The sequence below is a fragment of the Mycobacterium sp. 852002-51057_SCH5723018 genome (genome assembly GCF_001667035.1).
Taxonomy (GTDB): domain Bacteria; phylum Actinomycetota; class Actinomycetes; order Mycobacteriales; family Mycobacteriaceae; genus Mycobacterium.
Window position 1 is genome coordinate 19153 of sequence record NZ_LZIR01000086.1, and the last position, 17233, is coordinate 36385.

A 17233-nucleotide genomic window follows, 5' to 3' on the forward strand; every position below is an offset into this window, starting at 1 on the left:
GAGGCACAATGTCAGGCATGGAGATGTCAGGTATGCAGACCCAGACGATCGAACGCACCGACACCGACGAACGCGTCGACGACGGGACCGGCAGCGACACCCCCAAGTACTTCCATTACGTCAAGAAGAACAAGATCGCCGAGAGCGCCGTCATGGGCAACCACGTGGTGGCACTGTGCGGCGAGGTGTTCCCCGTCACCCGGGCGGCGAAGCCGGGCTCGCCCGTCTGCCCAGAGTGCAAGCGGATCTACGAACGGCTCAAGAAGGACTGATCAGGCCGGCGGCTCGGCGGCCGCGATGTCGCGGTGGGGTGCCGCCGGGCTGGACGCCGAATTGACCGCCCGCCGGTGTGCGGGCATCCGCGCCAGCACCCAGTTGCGCAACCGGTGCGCGTGTGTCTTGGGTGCGGGAAATTCCTCCTGGATGGCCGCGTTGAGTTCGGCGCCCAGCATGATCGCGAAACCGCCGAAGAAGGCGAACAGCAGGAACGCTATCGGGGTGGCCAGCGCGCCGTAGGTATAGCCGGTGCTGGTGATCCACCTCAGGTAGAACCGCAATCCCAGCGTGGCGATCACGAAGACGGCGGTCGCCAGGATGGCACCGAAGATCAGCCGATGCGACGGCAGCGGTACCGGCAGCGACACCCGGTACAGGATCATCACCGTGACCGTCAGGACGAGGATCAGCGCGGGGTAATACCCGTAGCGCAGCACGTTGGCCAGGCCAACCGGGATGTTTTCGGAGATCTTGCGCGGGCCCACCGCCACCAAGGGCGCCGTCGCGACCACCGCCACCAGTCCCACCACGTACAAAAACAGCGCGAAGAAGCGTTGCCGCACGGGGTGGCGCAACGGCGTCTGGTCGTGCGCCTCGACCACCGAATCGACGAACGCCGAGATGGCCGACGATCCCGCCCACAGCGAGATCAGAAAACCCAGCGACACCACTTCGCCGCGGGCGTTGCTGGCGATGTCCCGGATGGTCGGCTCGATGATCTCGTTGACCACGCTGGGGGAGAACACGCTGTGCGCCGTCGAGATCACCTGGCGTTCGATGCTGGGCAGCATGTCCGGACCGAACAGCGGCGCGACGTAGGCCAAGGTACCCAGCAGCCCGAGCAACAGCGGCGGCAGTGAAAGCGCCGACCAAAAGCCCGCCTGGGCCGACTCGGAAAAGATGGAGTCGTCCCAGCTCTTGGACAGGGTCCTAAGGCTGATTCGCCAAATGTGGTGACGGGACGGCTTCGCGGCCTGGGCGCTCATACCCGTCCAGCATTACCGATGACTGCTCGCCCGCTCCACATTGCCTATGGGTGAGTTGTTGCCTATGGCGGAGTTGCCTCAGGGTGGGCTCGGTAAGCCTTAGCTTCCGCTGACCTCCAGCACGGCGTCCAGCTCGGTCAGCTTGGCCTCGTGCTCGTTGGCGTGGTGTTGGCAGAAGAGAAGCTCAAGTCCGGAAGGCAGCTTGGCACGGACGCGAGCCGCGGCACCGCAGCGGTCGCAGCGGTCTGCCTTTGTCAGCTCGGCACTGGTCAGCGTTGCGTTCATGGGCTCTCCGTTCTCGTGCATTCACTGTCTCAGACGTATCCGGTTTTCGCGTTGTTCCCCGATCGTTATCAGGTGTGTCGTTTCTCACGACCTGCTCACACCCGCCGCAGCCTCTCCTTAAGGTGGCGACTGTGACGTTCGCTCCTGGCGTACTGGTGCACATGTGCGGGGCGCAGGACTGGTCGCGCGCCCGAACCCGCGGCGCAATCCGTCCCGACACGTCCGCCGGCGGCGGCTACATCCACTTGTCGGCACCCGAGCAGGTGCACCTGCCCGCCACCCGGCTCTACCGCGGTCGCGACGACCTGGTCCTGCTGCACGTCGACCCGGCGCGGCTGGGCTCACCCGTGCGATGGGAACCCGGGGTGGCAACCGATCCGCAGGCGATGCTGTTCCCGCATCTGTACGGTCCCCTGCCGGTGGGCGCTGTGATCGCTGTCACTCCCTATCGGCCGGCGCCCGACGGCTCGTTCCCGCCGCTCGTGACGTAGGCGTCGGCTTCGATCTCCACCAGCAGCTCGGGTGCGATCAGCGCGGAAACCTCGACCATGGTGGCCACCGGACGTGTCTCGCCGAAAACCTCCGAATGCACCGCCGCGACCTCTCGCCAACGCGAGATATCGGTCACGTACATCCGGGTGCGGACCACGTCGCCGAGCGCCGCGCCCGCCTGGCGCAGCGCAATTTCGATGCGGCGCAAAGCATCTCGGGCCTGGGCGGCGATATCGCCGGCAGGCCCGGCGCCGGTCGTTCCGGCCACGGCCACGTGCGGGCCCACACGTACCGCGCGCGAATAGCCGACCGCGGCTTCGAATTCGGATCCGGACGAGACCAGGGTGCGGTGGGTTTGCATGCGGTCACGATACCACCGCTAGCCGCCTCGAAAATGCTTGGCTATCAAGGCTTTCGGCCCAAGAGGCTAGTCCAGGTAGTCGCGCAACACCTGGGAACGGCTGGGGTGGCGCAGTTTTGACATCGTCTTCGACTCGATCTGGCGGATGCGCTCGCGGGTCACGCCGTAAACCTGGCCGATCTCGTCGAGGGTCCGGGGCTGGCCGTCGGTGAGCCCGAAGCGCAGCCGTACTACGCCGGCTTCGCGCTCGGAGAGGGTCTCCAGCACCGACTGCAGCTGGTCCTGCAGCAAGGTGAACGACACCGCGTCGACCGCCACCACCGCTTCGCTGTCCTCGATGAAGTCACCGAGCTGGCTGTCGCCCTCGTCGCCGATGGTCTGGTCTAGCGAGATCGGCTCGCGCGCGTACTGCTGGATCTCGAGCACCTTCTCCGGCGTGATGTCCATTTCCTTGGCGAGTTCCTCGGGCGTGGGCTCGCGGCCCAGGTCCTGTAGCAGCTCGCGCTGGATGCGGCCCAGCTTGTTGATCACCTCGACCATGTGCACGGGGATGCGAATGGTGCGGGCCTGGTCGGCCATGGCGCGGGTGATGGCCTGGCGGATCCACCACGTCGCGTACGTGGAGAACTTGTATCCCTTTGTGTAGTCGAACTTTTCGACCGCGCGGATGAGGCCCAGGTTTCCTTCCTGGATGAGGTCCAGGAACGCCATGCCGCGGCCCGTGTAGCGCTTGGCCAGCGAAACCACCAGCCGCAGGTTGGCTTCCAGCAGATGGTTTTTGGCGCGGTCGCCGTCGCGGCAGATCCACATCATGTCGCGGCGCTGGGCGGCGGGCAGTTTCTCGCCCTTCTCCGCGTACTCGCTCATCAGCTGGGTGGCGTACAGGCCGGCCTCGATCCGCTTCGCGAGCTCAACCTCTTCTTCGGCGTTGAGCAGCGCCACCTTGCCGATCTGCTTGAGGTAGGCGCGAACCGAGTCCGCCGACGCGGTCAGTTCGGCGTCCTTGCGGGCTTGCCGCAGCGCCTCGGATTCGTCTTCGTCCCAGACGAAATCGCCGGAAGCCTTGTCCTTTTCGGAGGGCTCGGCGATTTCCTCGTCCTCTTCGGGCGCGGCCGCGGTGGTCGCGGCGGCCGGCGTGACGGCGTCGTCATCGGCGTCGGCCGGCTCGAGCACGGCATCGTCGCCGTCGGCCGCCACGTCCTCGAGGTCGTCGAGGACTAGGTCTTCGGCGTCGATTTCGAGGTCTTCTACGGTCTCGACCTCGAGGTCGGGTTCGACGTCGAGATCCTCTACGACACCGTCGGTGTCCAGGGCCTCGTCCAGGCCGGCGTCGGCGTCCGCCGGGGCGGCGTTGGCGGCCGCCTTGGCGCCGCGCGTAGGAGTCTTCGCTGCGCCGCCCTTGGCCGGGGAGCGCGTTTTCTTCGCGCTCTCGCTCGCCTTGGCCGTGGCCTTCGTCGACTCGGCCTCCGGCGACTTCGTCGACTTGGCGGCCCGCGGTGCTGTCTTGGTGGCCCGTTTCGCCGGCGCGGAGCCATTGGCGGCCTTGGCCGCCGGTCGCTTGGCGGGGGCGGATGCAGGCTTCGTGGCGTTGCGTTTCACCGGCTCATCGGTTGCCGGGCTTGCCTTGGTCGCTGCCACTTACACCCCTTCGGTTGAACGCACTTTCGGTGGGTCTGGGCATGGTTAACCGAAAGTGTCTGCTATGTCGAATGTCGGCGTTGATAACTGCGTGTGCACTCGCACGCTTTCAGTCGGGCTGGTCGCCGAGGACCATTGTAACGACAGTACGGCCTCGCACCCGCCTACCGGCCAAAATTCAGTGCGTCACGTCGGAGGTTGCGGCCATCGCCGCGCCCACGATGCCGGCGGTGTTCTGCAGCGCGGCGGCCACCACCGGGGTGCGGTTTTCCAGCAGCGGCAGCCATTTGTCGGCCTTGCGGCTGATGCCGCCGCCCGCGACGAACAAGTCCGGCCAGATCAGGTTCTCGATGGCCACCAGCACCCTGGTGACCTGCTTGGCCCACCTTTCGTAGCTCCAGCCGTTTCTCTCCTTGACCGATGACGCCGCTCGATGCTCGGCCTCTTTGCCGCCAACCTCGATATGACCGAACTCGGTGTTGGGTATCAGCGTCCCGTTGTGGATGACCGCGGAGCCGATCCCCGTGCCGAAGGTGAGCAACACAACCAGGCCGGACTGGTCCCGGCCCGCGCCGTAGCGCTCCTCGGCAAGGCCGGCCGCGTCGGCGTCGTTGAGGATGGTGACCTTCTGGCCGTCCAATTCGGCGCTGATGACGTCGCGCGCGTTGGTCCCGATCCAGGATTTGTCGACGTTGGCGGCCGTCTGCGCGACGCCGTGGGTGACGACGCCGGGATAGGTCACCCCGAGGGGACCGGTCCAGCCGAACCCGTTGACAACCTCGGCGATCGCCTTGGCGACCGACGGCGGCGTTGCCGGCTGCGGCGTCAACACCTTGATGCGCTCGCCGATCAACAGTCCGGTGTCCATGTCGACGATTCCGCCCTTGATCCCGCTGCCGCCGACGTCGATGCCGAACCCCCGCCGCTGCGGCGTGCCGGCAGCTGCGGCGCTGCTGGGCGTGTCAGTGGTCGAGGCGGTGCTGGTCATCGAGGCTCCTGCGGGACTGGGGTGTCCGCTCACCTTAACGCGGGGACGATGCCGGTTCGGGGGCGTCTGCGCGGCCGCGGCGGCTGTGATGCGATAGAGCGGTGACGCGACCCGCAGTTCAGCCGTCCGAGCCCGCGCGGCTGCGTGCGGTGGCCGAAACGATGGCCGCCGAGGCCGCGAAATTCGTGCGGCATCGTCGCGCCGAGGTGTTCGGTGCCGCCGCGGCGAACGTTTCCGCCTCCGGAAGTGGCGCGGTGCGGTCGAAGACCACCCCGACCGATCCGGTGACCATCGTCGACACCGAGACCGAGCGGCTGCTGCGAGATCGGTTGGCCCAATTGCGCCCCGGTGACCCGATCCTCGGGGAGGAGGGGGGTGGGCCCGCCGATGCCGGTGATTTGGGGCCTACGCCGCCTGACGCCGTCACCTGGGTGCTCGATCCCATCGACGGCACAGTGAATTTCGTCTACGGCATCCCCGCCTACGCGGTCTCGGTCGGCGCGCAGATCAACGGGGTGTCGGTCGCGGGCGCGGTCGCCGACGTCGTCGCCGGCCGGGTGTATTCGGCGGCGGTGGGCCTTGGCGCGCATGTCATCGACGAGCGCGGGACCGAGCCATTGCGGTGCGCCGCCGTCGACGATTTGTCGATGTCGTTGCTGGGCACCGGTTTCGGTTACTCACCGCGGCGCCGCACCACCCAGGCGGCGCTGTTGGCGCACCTGCTGCCCCTGGTCCGCGATGTGCGTCGGATCGGTTCGGCCGCACTGGATTTGTGCATGGTCGCGGCGGGCCGGCTGGACGCCTTCTACGAGCACGGGCTGCAGGTGTGGGATCGCGCGGCGGGTGCGCTGATCGCGGCCGAGGCGGGGGCGCGCGTGTTGGTGCCGCCGCCGGACGGCGCGGTGGGCGGCGCGGGGTTGGTGGTGGCCGCCGCCCCCGGCATCGCCGACGAGCTGTTGGCGGCGCTCAAGCGGTTCAACGGCCTGGACCCGATTGCGGACTGAGCCGATCGATCGTCAGCAGCTGCTGGCGTGAATCTTTTGCAGCAGTGCGGGATCCGACGGCTCGGTGGCACCCGGGCGCAGGCTGGCCAGCACCGCGTCGATGTTGTCGTTGTGGGCCAGCGCGTTGAACTCGGTGCCGAGAACGAGGTCGACGGAGTCGTCGGCGCGGTTGTCGTTGAACAGTTCCGTGCACGGGGCCACCAGCCACACCGCGGCCGCGCTCGTCTGCCCGGCCGTGCCGAACCGGATCTGGCCTTGGCAGGTCAGCCGGGTGCCGGCGTAGATCGGGTCGTTGGCGGCGGTCGGCTGCGCGAAGCCCAGATCCTTCATCGCGCCCGCGACGTCGGCGGCCTGCCCGCCGCGGCCACTGGCGTTGAGCACTCGGACCTTGGCGTCGGCGAGCTTGGCCGGCGCGACATCGGCCATGGCGCTGCGCGGTACCTGCTCACCGAGCTGGGCCGGCGCCGAGTCCCCGGCCGGTTGCGGGGGCGGGTTGCACACCACGGCCTCGTGCACTTTTGCCGGGCGCGTCAGCGCCACCGTCCACACCACCCCGGTCGCCACCACCAGGAAGGCCAGCACGAAGATCGCGGGACGCGGATTGCGCCGCCGGAAGGGCCTACCGTGCTTGTCAAAAGCGGTACCCTCGGTGATTTGTGCGACCACAGCTGCACTCTAATTGCACTGTTTAAGACACCTGACAAGGGTCAAATCAGGGGTGTGACGTAAATCACACCGTAAGGGGGCGCGATACGGGCACGAATCGTTTGGTGGATGCGTTCGACGCTGGTACAAAGCGTTGCTTGGGTTACGAGGGCATTCGAGGGGATGAGGCGGGAAAATTATGCCTACCGATTACGACGCTCCGCGGCGTACCGAGACTGACGACGTCTCGGAAGACTCGCTGGAGGAGCTCAAAGCACGACGGAACGAAGCGGCGTCGGCTGTTGTCGACGTAGACGAATCCGAAACCGCCGAATCTTTCGAGTTGCCCGGCGCCGACCTGTCCGGTGAAGAGCTGTCCGTCCGCGTCATTCCGAAGCAGGCCGACGAGTTCACCTGTTCGAGCTGCTTTTTGGTGCAACACCGCAGCCGGCTGGCCAGCGAGAAGAACGGCGTGATGATCTGTACCGACTGCGCGGCCTGAGCCCGGCGAAGGTCAGCTGCGCAATGCCGACAGCACCCGCTCCGGGTGGCGGCAGCTCACCAGCCAGTACGGCGTGGGGTCGTCCGGGTCATCGAGGACTACCAGAACCATGGGGCCGACCCACGCCCGATGCAGGACGAAGGCCGCCGGGTCGAGCTGTCGGCCCAGGGCCGCGGACTTTGCCGAACGCGCTATTTCGGCGGACCGGGCGACCACGTTGACCGGCAGATGCGCCTCCCCGGCCCACAGTTCCACCCCGCCCGGCGCGGCGGGGTCGGTGGTGACGCGGACTTCGACCCGGCCCAGCCACAACAGCGCCGCGGCCGCCACTACGAACAGCGTTGCGTACGGCAGCCAGTCGGGCAGGGAGCGGACCCCGAGGTTGACTTCGAAGGCGATCAGCGCCGCCAGCCCGAACGCCGGCGGCCACCACCACCACGGGACCCATAGTCGTTCGCGATATCGCACGCTGTGCGGCGCGATGCGCGTAGAAGACACGCGGTCAAGGGTAGTCTGTGGCCCCGTGTCAACCAGTCTGGCCTCTGAACTCAAAGTTGTCCGCCTCGACCCCGAACTCCCGCTGCCCAGCCGCGCCCATGACGGGGACGCCGGCGTCGATCTCTTCAGCGCCGAAGACGTCAAGCTGGACCCCGGCCGTCGCGCCCTGGTGCGGACGGGCGTGGCGGTCGCCATCCCGCACGGGATGGTCGGCCTGGTTCACCCGCGCTCGGGATTGGCTGCGCGCGTTGGGCTTTCGATCGTCAACAGTCCGGGAACCATCGACGCGGGCTACCGCGGCGAGATCAAGGTTGCGCTGATCAATCTCGACCCGGACGAGTCCATCATGGTGCACCGCGGCGACCGGATCGCCCAATTGCTGGTGCAGCGGGTGGAATTGGTGGAGCTGGTCGAGGTGTCGTCGTTCGACGAGGCCGGGCTGGCCGAGACATCCCGTGGCGACGGCGGTCACGGTTCCTCCGGAGGACATGCGAGTTTGTGATGGCATTAGGTAGACGCTCAGGCAAAGACGACATCGAGCAGACGGACCCCAAGGACGCCGAGGACGGCCCGGAAGATCTGGAAGAGCTCGAGGGCCCGTTCGACATCGACGACTTCGACGACCCCGCGGTCGCCGAGCTGGCCCGGCTGGATCTGGGCTCGGTGCTCATCCCGATGCCCGAGACCGGCCAGCTGCAGGTCGAACTGACCGAGACCGGCGTCCCCAGCGCGGTATGGGTGGTCACACCCAACGGCCGGTTCACGATCGCCGCGTACGCGGCGCCCAAGACCGCCGGCCTGTGGCGTGAGGTGGCCGGCGAGCTCGCCGAGTCGCTGCGCAAGGACTCGGCCAAGGTCAGCATCAAGGACGGGCCGTGGGGTCGCGAGGTGGTCGGCACCGCCTCCGGCGTGGTGCGTTTCATCGGCGTCGACGGCTACCGCTGGATGATCCGCTGCGTCATCAACGGCCCGCACGAGACCATCGACGCGCTGGACCAGGAGGCGCGTGCGGCGCTGGCAGACACCGTGGTTCGCCGCGGTGACACGCCGCTGCCGGTGCGGACGCCGTTGCCCGTGCAGCTGCCCGAGCCGATGGCGGAACAGCTGCGGGCGGCCGCGGCCGCGCAGCAGGCCCAGGCCCAAGAGCAGCCCCCCGACGAGCCGGCCGCGCGCCGCAGCGCCGAGGGATCGGCGATGCAGCAGCTGCGGACGACGACCGGGGGATAGCTGCCTATTCGATGTCGGCCAGGGCCGCCAGGCAGGCCGCGCCCAGCGCGGCGGTGTCGGCGCCCATCTGATCCAGCGTGACGGTCCGAAGCGCCGCGCGCGGGGCGGCGGCCACCCAGTCGACGGCCACCTGCAGCGGGTGGATCGGATCGTCGACGGCGGCGGCCACCGCCAGAGGTGCGGACAGCCGGGCCAGGTCGGCGCAACTCGGCGCGACATAGGCCGCCGCCTCCTCCATGGCGTCGGGCAATTGCGGCCACTGGGCGCGCCAGGACCGGGTCAGCTCGTCGGCCAGCCACGGCGGGCTGGACGCCCGCATCTGGGTGGTTGTCAGCGCCAACCCGTCGGCGCGCAACCGGGATGCCGAGTACCGCGCCGCCTGGGCCGCGGGCGCGGCCTCGGGGGCGCCGGCCCAGGCCGGCAGAGCCGCCAAGACGGCGATCGCGCGATCGGGACGTTCCAGCGCCCAGGCGGTCGCCACCGCGCCGCCGATCGAGACGCCGCCGACGGCGATCGCCCCGTGACGCGCGGCCTCATCCAAGGCGGACAGGTAGCCGTCGATCAACCGATCCGGCTCCGGCGGCGGCGCGAGCAGCAACGCGCCCGCCTCGGCCAACGGGCCGGAAAACGCCCGGTGAACGTAGTCGTGGTCGGAGCCGGTGCCCGGCAACAACACCGTCGTGACACCGCGCAGATCGACAGCCACCCCTCGATATTGCCCGGCCGTCTGGCCCGCTCCAACATCAAGTTTGGTTCGGTTGGCGCCGGGGAACCAAGAGGTCTACGGTGTCCGTTGGCATAGATGGAAGCGTCGAAGCTTTACCACTATTTTCAGGAGCGGCCATGGGGGCCCAAGGTTATCTACGCCGGCTCACCCGTCGGTTGACGGAGGATCCGGAGCAACGTGACTCCGAAGAATTGACCGACGAAATCGCAACCGCCGGCGCGCAGCGCGCGATCGATTGCGAGCGCGGCCAGGAGGTCATGATGGTCGGCACCCTGCGCAGCGTCGAGACGAATGGCAAGGGTTGTTCCGGCGGCGTGCGCGCCGAGTTGTTCGACGGCACCGACACCGTCACCCTGGTCTGGTTGGGGCAGCGCCGCATCCCGGGCATCGACTCGGGCCGCACCCTGCGGGTGCGGGGCCGGATGGGCAAGCTGGAGAACGGCACCAAGGCCATCTACAACCCGCACTACGAAATTCAGCGGTGACGCCGCCGAGCAACACCGGCAACCGCATCAGCCCCGATCGCCTGCTCGAGCAGATGGGCGGGGTCAGCGGTGTCGTCTATTCCTCGCTGCCGGTGGTGGTTTTCGTGGCGGTTTCCGGCTTGGCGGGGTTGATGCCCGCGATCGGGGCCGCGCTGGGCGTCGCCACGCTGGTCCTGGTGTGGCGGCTGATCCGGCGGGACTCCACGCAGCCGGCGGTATCCGGTTTCATCGGGGTCGCCGTGTGCGCGGTGATCGCCTACGTCGTCGGGCAGTCCAAGGGCTACTTCCTGCTCGGCATCTGGATGTCGCTGCTATGGGCGATCGTCTTCGCCGTGTCGGTCCTGATCCGCCGCCCGCTGGTGGGCCACCTGTGGAGCTGGGCCAGCGGGCGTGACCGTGCCTGGCGCGACGTGCCGCGTGCCGTCTACGCGTTCGACATCGCATCGGTGTGCTGGACGCTGGTCTTCGGCGCCCGTTTCGTGGTCCAGCGGCTGCTCTACGACGCCGACCAGACCGGGTGGCTCGGGGTCGCGCGGATCGGGATGGGGTGGCCGCTGACTCTGCTGGCCGCGCTGGCGACCTATGCGGCCATCAAGGCCGCCCAGCGCGCCATGCCCGCAGCCGAGGAAGCCGACGCCGACCCCGTCTAACTGCTTGGCTCGGTCGCCGGCAGCAGCAGCTTGCTCAGCTCCTCTTCGACCTCGGTGACCGCGACGAACAGCAGCTCGTCGCCGCCCTCGAGCGGCTCGTCGGCTTCGGGCACAATGACCCGGGGCCCGCGCAGGATCGTCACCAGCACGGCGTCCCGGGGCAGCTGCAGTCGGCGCACCGGCTTGCCGCCCCACGGCGTGTCGTCGGGCAGCGTGATCTCGACCAGGTTGGCCTGGCCGCGTCGGAATTCCATGAGCCGCACCAGATCACCAACGGCGACGGCCTCCTCGATCAGCGACGCCAGCATGCGGGGTGTGGACACCGCCACGTCGACACCCCAGGCGTCGGTGAACAGCCATTCGTTGCGGGGATCGTTGACCCGGGCCACCACCCGCGGCACCGCGAACTCGGTCTTGGCCAGCAGGCTGAGCACCACGTTGACCTTGTCGTCGCCGGTCGCGGCGACCACCACGTCGAAGTCCTCGAGGTGCACCGACTGCAGCAGGCTCAGTTCGCAGGCATCGCCCAGCCGCCAGTGCGCGGCCGGGATGGCGTCGACGTCGACGTGCTCGGGGTTGCGCTCGATCAGCGTCACATCGTGGTTGTTGGCGACGAGTTCCCGGGTGACCGAGCGGCCGACCGCGCCCGCGCCAGCTACCGCTACTTTCATTTCTCCAGATCCTCACTCGGCGGCAACGCCGCGATGGCCACCGCTTCGGCGGCGCGGCCGGAAATCGCCGCGAGGTAAACCTGATCGCCGGCCTGGATGACGGTCTTCGGTCCGGGCAACACACCGGTGCCGAACCTGATCAAAAACGCCACCCGTGCGCCCGTGGCCTGCTCGAGCTCGGTGGCCCGATGGCCGACCCAGTCCTCGTGCAGGTCGACCTCGACCACGGCGACGGTGCCGGTCGGATCGCGCCATTTGGCGGTCTCGCTTTCCCGGGTCAGCGCGTTGAGCAGGCGATCCGTGGTCCAGGGCACTGTGGCGATCGTGGGAATGCCCAGGCGTTCGTAGACCTCCGCGCGCTTGGCGTCGTAGATCCGCGCGACGACGCGCTGGACGCCGAACGTCTCCCGGGCCAGCCGGGCCGAGATGATGTTGGAGTTGTCGCCGGAGGACACCGCCGCGAAGGCTTCGGCTTCCTCGATGCCGGCCCTCAGCAGCACGTCTCGGTCGAATCCCTGGCCCAGCACCCGCTCGCCCGCGAATTCCGGGCTGAGCCGGTTGAACGCGGTGCTATCGCGGTCGATGACCGCCACCTCATGCCCGATGCGGGACAGCCCGTCGGCCAACGACGAGCCCACCCGCCCGCAACCCATCACAACCACCCGCACTTGAGGTCCTCTCGGCTGCGTCCTGCGCTGAATCGGCAACCTCGGTTGTCAACCGATTTTGGGCCGTCCGGAACATTCTCGCCTACGGAACGCTATCAAGCCCGGGTGGGCTTACTCTTGGCTCTCGTGTCCAAATTTTCAACCGCCGCGCGTCGGTTGGTGATCGGTCAGCCGTTTCGCAGCGATCGGCTGAGTCACACGCTGCTGCCCAAGCGGATCGCCTTGCCGGTGTTCGCCTCCGATGCGCTGTCGTCGGTGGCTTACGCACCCGAGGAGATCTTCCTCATGCTGTCGGTGGCCGGGGTGGCCGCCTACGCGTTGACGCCGTGGATCGGGCTTGCGGTGGCCGCGGTGATGTTGGTCGTGGTGGCCAGCTACCGGCAGAACGTGCACGCCTACCCGTCGGGCGGCGGCGACTTCGAGGTGGTCACCACCAACCTCGGCGACACCGCCGGCCTCGTGGTCGCCAGTGCTTTGATGGTGGATTACGTTCTCACCGTTGCCGTCTCGACCGCCTCGGCGATGTCGAACATCGGCTCGGCGATCCCGCTCGTCGCGCAGAACAAGGTGTGGTTCTGTGTCGCCGCGATCCTGTTGGTGATGGCCTTGAACCTGCGCGGCGTCCGCGAGTCGGGGGTGGCGTTCGCGGTGCCGACGTACGCGTTCATCTTCGGGGTCCTGGTCATGATCGGCTGGGGCCTCTTCCGCATCTTCGTGCTCGGCAATCCGCTGCGCGCGGAATCCGCCGGATTCGAGATGCACGCCGAACACGGCCCGGTCATCGGTTTCGCGCTGGCGTTCCTGGTGGCCCGCTCGTTCTCGTCCGGATGCGCGGCGCTGACCGGTGTGGAAGCCATCAGTAACGGCGTGCCGGCGTTCGAGAAACCCAAGTCGCGCAACGCCGCAACGACGCTGCTGTGGCTGGGCGGTATCGCGGTGACCCTGCTGATGGGCATCATCGTGCTGGCCGAGAAGATCGGGGTAAAGCTCGTCGAGGATCCCGCCACGCAGCTGTCCGGGGCCCCGCCGGGCTACTACCAGAAGACTCTCGTCACGCAGCTGGCCGAGACGGTGTTCGGCAGCTTCCACATCGGCTTCCTGCTGATCGCCACGGTCACCGCCCTGATCCTGGTGCTGGCCGCCAACACCGCCTTCAACGGATTCCCGGTGCTGGGCTCGGTGCTGGCGCAGCACAGTTACCTGCCGCGCCAATTGCACACGCGCGGAGACCGATTGGCGTTCTCCAACGGCATCCTGTTCCTGTCGGTGGCGGCCCTGTTGGCGATCATCGCGTTCCGCGCCGAGGTCACCGCCCTGATCCAGCTCTACATCGTCGGCGTGTTCATTTCGTTCACCCTCAGCCAAATCGGGATGGTCCGGCACTGGACCCGGCTGCTGCGCAGCGAGACCAATCCCCGGGTCCGGCGCAAGATGATGCGCTCGCGCGTGGTCAATACGGTCGGGTTGCTGTCCACCGGCGCGGTGTTGCTCGTCGTCCTGGTCACCAAGTTCGTGGCCGGCGCGTGGATCGCCCTGTTCGCGATGAGCGCGCTGTTCATCCTCATGAAGATGATCCACCGGCACTACGGCACCGTCAGCCAGGAGCTCGAGGAGCAAGAGGCCACCCAGCATGACATGGTGCTGCCGAGCCGCAATCACGCCCTGGTACTGGTGTCGAAATTGCACCTGCCGACCCTGCGCGCGCTGGCCTACGCGCGTGCCACCCGTCCCGATGCGCTCGAGGCCCTCACGGTCAGCGTCGACGACGCGGAAACCCGCGAGCTGGTGCACAAGTGGGAGGAAAGCGACATCAGCGTGCCGCTGAAGGTCGTCGCCTCGCCATACCGCGAAATCACCCGTCCCATACTCGATTACGTCAAGCGGGTCAGCAAGGAGTCGCCGCGCACCGTGGTGACGGTGTTCATCCCCGAATATGTGGTGGGCCATTGGTGGGAGCAGGTGCTGCACAACCAAAGCGCGCTGCGGCTCAAGGGTCGCCTGCTGTTCATGCCCAACGTGATGGTGACTTCCGTTCCCTGGCAACTGAGTTCGTCGGAGCGGCTCAAGACGTTCCAACCGCACGCGGCGCCCGGCGACGCCCGGCGCGGAATCTTCGATTGACCACCGACCTGACGCTGGTCACCGGCGCCCCCGCCAACGGGGGCAGCTGCGTGGCGCACCACGAGGGCCGGGTCGTGTTCGTCCGCTACGCGCTGCCCGGCGAGCGGGTCCGGGTGCGCGTCACCGCCGACCGCGGGTCCTATTGGCACGCAGAGGTTCTCGAGGTGATCAAGCCGTCCGGCGACCGCGTCGCGTCGCTGTGCCCGATCGCCGGGGTGGACGGTGCCGGGTGCTGCGATCTGGCGTTCGCCGCCCCGGAGGCGGCCCGGGCGCTCAAGGCCGAGGTGGTGTCCAACCAGTTGCAGCGGCTGGGCGGGCACCACTGGAGCGGCGCGGCCGACCCGCTCTCGGCTTCCGGTCCCACCGGTTGGCGCACCCGCGTCCGGCTGGACGTGGGCGCGGACCGTCGCCCGGGTTTTCACCGCTACCACAGCGACGAGCTGGTGACCGACCTACGCTGCGCGCAGCTTCCGGCCGGAATGCTGGACGGGCTGGCCGAGACCGACTGGCCGCCGGGCGCCCAGCTCCATGTGGCCGTCGACGACGAGGGGGAGCGCCACGTGGTGCGCACCCTGCGGCAGGGCAAGCGGACCACGACGACCGTGGTGGAGGGCAGCTACGAGGCGGTGCAGCGGGTGGGCGCGCGCAGCTGGCGGGTGCCGGTCACGGCGTTTTGGCAGGCGCACCGGGACGCGGTCGCCGTCTACAGCGGCCTGGTCGCCGACTGGGCGCGACCCGACGCCGGCATGACGGTCTGGGATCTCTACGGCGGCGCAGGGGTTTTCGCCGCCCCGCTCGCCGAGGCGGTCGGGGAGTCGGGACGGGTGTTGAGCGTCGACACGTCGCGAACGTCGACGCGGGCCGCCCGTGCCGCGCTCGCCGATCTGCCCCAGGTCGAGATCGTCACCGATTCGGTCCGGCGGGCGCTGTCGGCGCAACGCAGCCGCGCCGACGTCGCGGTGCTGGACCCGCCCCGGGCGGGCGCCGGGCGCGACGTCATCGACCGGCTGGCCGCCGCGGGGGTCCGGCGCGTGGTCCATATCGGCTGCGAGGCAGCGTCTTTCGCGCGCGACATCGGCATCTACCGCGATCATGGCTACGCCGTCGAGGAGATCAAGGTGTTCGACGCGTTCCCCCTGACCCACCACACCGAATGCGTGGCGCTGCTGGTCTGCTAGGGCTCAGCTCAGCACGAAATACCGCAACCACAGGTACAGCGCCGAGAGCGCCGCGGAGACCACGGTGACGACCGCGCCCTTGCGGGTGAATTCCCAGAAGGAGACGGGATTGTCGGCGCGCCGGGCGATGCCGAGGATGACGACATTGGCGCTGGCGCCGACGGCGGTGAGGTTGCCGCCGAAGTCGGTGCCAAGCGCAAGCGCCCACCACAAGACCCCGGGGTTGGCGTGGTCGCCGAGGGCCGGCACCAGGTCGGCGACGATCGGTGCCATCGTCGCGGCGTACGGAACGTTGTTGACGACGCCGCTGATCAATAGCGATGCGACAAGGATCACCATGGTGGCCAACAAGGCGTTGCCGCCGGTCGCGGTGATCGCCAGGTGCGCAAGGTGTTTGACGACGCCCGTCTTCACCAGCGCGCCGACCATGATGAACAGCCCGGCGAAGAACAGCAGCGTGTCCCATTCGACGCTGGACAGGTAATCGGAATGCTCCAGCCTCGACACCACGATCAAAATGCCGGCGCCCAGCAGGGCCGCGATCGAGGGCGCCATGTGCAGCGCCGAATGGGCGATGAACGCGGCGAACACCGCCGCCAGCACGATGCCGCACGCGATCAGCAGCCTCCGATCGCGAATCGCCTCCTTCTCTTCCAGCGACATCACGTCGGCGACCCGCTCGGGATCGACGGTGAACGCGCCGGGAAACAGGCGCGGCAACAAGGCGATCAGGACGGCCATCACGATCACCACGATCGGCGCGAGATGGATCAGGAAATCGTTGAATGACAGGCCGGCCTTGCTGGCGATGATGATGTTGGGCGGGTCGCCGATCAGCGTCGCGGTGCCGCCGATATTGGATGCGAACGCCTCGGCCATCAGAAACGGTGCCGCATTGATCGCCAGCCGGTCGCACACCAGCAGGGTGACCGGGGCGATCAACAACACCGTGGTGACGTTGTCGAGCAGGGCCGACGCAATCGCGGTGACCAGCACCAGCAGCATCATGACTCGCAACGGGGAGCCGCGGGCGCGCTTGGCCGACCAGATCGCGACGTACTCGAACACGCCGGTTTGGCGCAGCACGCTGACGATGATCATCATGCCCAGCAGCAAAAAGATGACATCCCAATCGATTCCGGTGTCATGCGAGTAGAAGATGTCGTCGGAATTGATGACCGGCAAGGCGACGACGATCGCTGCGCCCGCCAGTGCCACGGCTGTCTTGTGAACGCGATCGGTGGCGATCAGCGCATAGGCGACGACGAACACCACGACCGCGATGGCGCTCATCGATTGTCCTGTGTGCTCAAGGCTTTTGGGGGACCAGTGCTACTCAGTGTTTCAGTGCCGCGGCCAACAAACGAGACGCCGTGATGACGCCGGCCAATTGCTCGTCTCTGAGCACCGCGATCAGCGGGCTGCGCAGCCGCGCCATCACCGCGGCCACTTCGATGATCGTGTCGTCCGCCTGCGCCGACGGCACGTTGGTCAGGTGGTCGGGCAGCATGTCCCCGACCGTCTTGCCGCCCAGCTTCTCGGCGGCGCGGTCGGCCACGGATTCGTTGAGCACACCGGCCAGCGACGGGTCGTCTTGCACGTATTTCGGCACGATGAACCGGACCACCTGGGACGCCGGCAGCACCGCGAAGGGCTTTCCGGACCGGTCGGTGACGACGATGCCGGGCAGGCTGTGCTCGGCCAGCAGGCGGGCGGCATCGAGGGCATCGGAGTCGACGGTGACGACCGGGAATTCCTCGGCGAGTTCCGCGGCGCGCATAGGGAGACAATACGTCGGCGAACTAGTGATGAGGCGGTCGCTGCGTAGACT

General features: G+C 68.0%; 22 protein-coding genes. 10 read left to right on the top strand and 12 right to left on the bottom strand.

Annotation, left to right across the window (positions count from 1 at the left end; genetic code table 11):
• The first annotated feature begins 32 nt into the window (after positions 1–32).
• A complete protein-coding gene (locus A5764_RS18580) occupies positions 33–272 on the top strand; it encodes a DUF3039 domain-containing protein (protein WP_067115345.1) in 240 nt (79 codons plus the stop codon).
• Here the strand turns inward: A5764_RS18580 and A5764_RS18585 are convergent, their stop codons facing one another.
• Entirely contained in the window at positions 273–1262 is a 990-nt protein-coding gene (locus A5764_RS18585) for a YihY/virulence factor BrkB family protein (RefSeq protein WP_067115237.1), read from the bottom strand.
• A 99-nt stretch (positions 1263–1361) separates the two neighbouring features.
• The gene (locus A5764_RS18590; RefSeq protein ID WP_067115347.1) at positions 1362–1547 is read right to left on the bottom strand and encodes a hypothetical protein; all 186 of its coding nucleotides are present in this window, start codon (positions 1545–1547) and stop codon (positions 1362–1364) included.
• A gap of 122 nt (positions 1548–1669) precedes the next feature.
• Here A5764_RS18590 and A5764_RS18595 point away from each other — a divergent pair, with 122 nt between their 5' ends.
• Positions 1670–2038, top strand: a complete 369-nt coding sequence (locus A5764_RS18595) for a DUF952 domain-containing protein (protein WP_231989750.1) — start codon at positions 1670–1672, stop codon at positions 2036–2038.
• Here the strand turns inward: A5764_RS18595 and A5764_RS18600 are convergent.
• The 3 genes from A5764_RS18600 to ppgK form a co-directional block, all read right to left on the bottom strand.
• Entirely contained in the window at positions 1993–2400 is a 408-nt protein-coding gene (locus tag A5764_RS18600) for a RidA family protein (protein ID WP_067115243.1), read from the bottom strand. The two genes, A5764_RS18595 and A5764_RS18600, sit on opposite strands and share 46 nt — an antisense overlap.
• Positions 2401–2466: 66 nt before the next feature.
• Complete coding sequence (locus A5764_RS18605; RefSeq protein WP_067115245.1) at positions 2467–4038, bottom strand: RNA polymerase sigma factor; 1572 nt, start codon at positions 4036–4038, stop codon at positions 2467–2469.
• 178 nt (positions 4039–4216) lie between these two features.
• A complete protein-coding gene (ppgK, locus tag A5764_RS18610) occupies positions 4217–5026 on the bottom strand; it encodes a polyphosphate--glucose phosphotransferase (RefSeq protein ID WP_067115248.1) in 810 nt (269 codons plus the stop codon).
• Positions 5027–5127: 101 nt separating this feature from the next.
• Between ppgK and A5764_RS18615 the strand changes: the two genes are divergently transcribed.
• Entirely contained in the window at positions 5128–6030 is a 903-nt protein-coding gene (locus tag A5764_RS18615; protein WP_156664751.1) for an inositol monophosphatase family protein, read from the top strand.
• A 12-nt stretch (positions 6031–6042) separates the two neighbouring features.
• On the opposite strand, the gene cei is transcribed toward A5764_RS18615, so the two are convergent.
• Entirely contained in the window at positions 6043–6696 is a 654-nt protein-coding gene (gene cei / locus A5764_RS18620; protein WP_067115250.1) for an envelope integrity protein Cei, read from the bottom strand.
• Between the two features lie 178 nt (positions 6697–6874).
• On the opposite strand from cei, the gene A5764_RS18625 reads away from it, so the two are divergent.
• Positions 6875–7177: a DUF4193 domain-containing protein gene (locus A5764_RS18625; RefSeq protein WP_067115263.1), complete on the top strand. Its 303-nt coding sequence runs from the start codon at positions 6875–6877 to the stop codon at positions 7175–7177.
• Between the two features lie 12 nt (positions 7178–7189).
• On the opposite strand, the gene A5764_RS18630 is transcribed toward A5764_RS18625, so the two are convergent.
• Complete coding sequence (locus A5764_RS18630) at positions 7190–7675, bottom strand: DUF3093 domain-containing protein (protein ID WP_067115266.1); 486 nt, start codon at positions 7673–7675, stop codon at positions 7190–7192.
• Positions 7676–7712: 37 nt separating this feature from the next.
• On the opposite strand from A5764_RS18630, the gene dut reads away from it, so the two are divergent.
• Positions 7713–8177: a dUTP diphosphatase gene (dut, locus tag A5764_RS18635; RefSeq protein ID WP_369807341.1), complete on the top strand. Its 465-nt coding sequence runs from the start codon at positions 7713–7715 to the stop codon at positions 8175–8177.
• A complete protein-coding gene (locus A5764_RS18640) occupies positions 8177–8902 on the top strand; it encodes a DUF3710 domain-containing protein (protein ID WP_156664752.1) in 726 nt (241 codons plus the stop codon). The genes dut and A5764_RS18640 overlap by 1 nt, the downstream gene beginning before the upstream one ends.
• Before the next feature lie 4 nt (positions 8903–8906).
• Here A5764_RS18640 and A5764_RS18645 read toward each other — a convergent pair whose 3' ends face one another.
• Positions 8907–9608, bottom strand: a complete 702-nt coding sequence (locus A5764_RS18645) for an alpha/beta fold hydrolase (protein WP_067115273.1) — start codon at positions 9606–9608, stop codon at positions 8907–8909.
• Between the two features lie 137 nt (positions 9609–9745).
• Here A5764_RS18645 and A5764_RS18650 point away from each other — a divergent pair, with 137 nt between their 5' ends.
• Positions 9746–10114 (top strand): OB-fold nucleic acid binding domain-containing protein, encoded by a 369-nt coding sequence (locus A5764_RS18650; protein WP_067115275.1) that lies wholly within the window; start codon positions 9746–9748, stop codon positions 10112–10114.
• A gap of 53 nt (positions 10115–10167) precedes the next feature.
• Positions 10168–10764: a DUF3159 domain-containing protein gene (locus A5764_RS18655; RefSeq protein ID WP_067115351.1), complete on the top strand. Its 597-nt coding sequence runs from the start codon at positions 10168–10170 to the stop codon at positions 10762–10764.
• Here A5764_RS18655 and A5764_RS18660 read toward each other — a convergent pair.
• Together A5764_RS18660 and A5764_RS18665 are read right to left on the bottom strand one after the other, a co-directional pair.
• A complete protein-coding gene (locus tag A5764_RS18660; protein WP_067115277.1) occupies positions 10761–11435 on the bottom strand; it encodes a TrkA family potassium uptake protein in 675 nt (224 codons plus the stop codon). The two genes, A5764_RS18655 and A5764_RS18660, sit on opposite strands and share 4 nt — an antisense overlap.
• Positions 11432–12103, bottom strand: a complete 672-nt coding sequence (locus A5764_RS18665) for a TrkA family potassium uptake protein (protein ID WP_156664753.1) — start codon at positions 12101–12103, stop codon at positions 11432–11434. Before A5764_RS18665 ends, A5764_RS18660 begins: the two co-directional genes overlap by 4 nt.
• A gap of 126 nt (positions 12104–12229) precedes the next feature.
• Between A5764_RS18665 and A5764_RS18670 the strand changes: the two genes are divergently transcribed.
• Together A5764_RS18670 and A5764_RS18675 are read left to right on the top strand one after the other, a co-directional pair.
• Positions 12230–14224 carry an APC family permease gene (locus A5764_RS18670; RefSeq protein WP_067115279.1) on the top strand — a complete coding sequence of 665 codons (1995 nt, stop codon included), beginning with the start codon at positions 12230–12232 and terminating at the stop codon, positions 14222–14224.
• Positions 14221–15402, top strand: a complete 1182-nt coding sequence (locus tag A5764_RS18675; protein WP_067115282.1) for a class I SAM-dependent RNA methyltransferase — start codon at positions 14221–14223, stop codon at positions 15400–15402. Before A5764_RS18670 ends, A5764_RS18675 begins: the two co-directional genes overlap by 4 nt.
• Positions 15403–15405: 3 nt before the next feature.
• Here A5764_RS18675 and A5764_RS18680 read toward each other — a convergent pair whose 3' ends face one another.
• Positions 15406–16695, bottom strand: coding sequence for an ArsB/NhaD family transporter (locus A5764_RS18680; protein ID WP_067115284.1), 1290 nt, complete (start codon positions 16693–16695; stop codon positions 15406–15408).
• A gap of 43 nt (positions 16696–16738) precedes the next feature.
• Positions 16739–17182 (bottom strand): CBS domain-containing protein, encoded by a 444-nt coding sequence (locus tag A5764_RS18685; protein ID WP_067115287.1) that lies wholly within the window; start codon positions 17180–17182, stop codon positions 16739–16741.
• Positions 17183–17233: the final 51 nt, after the last annotated feature.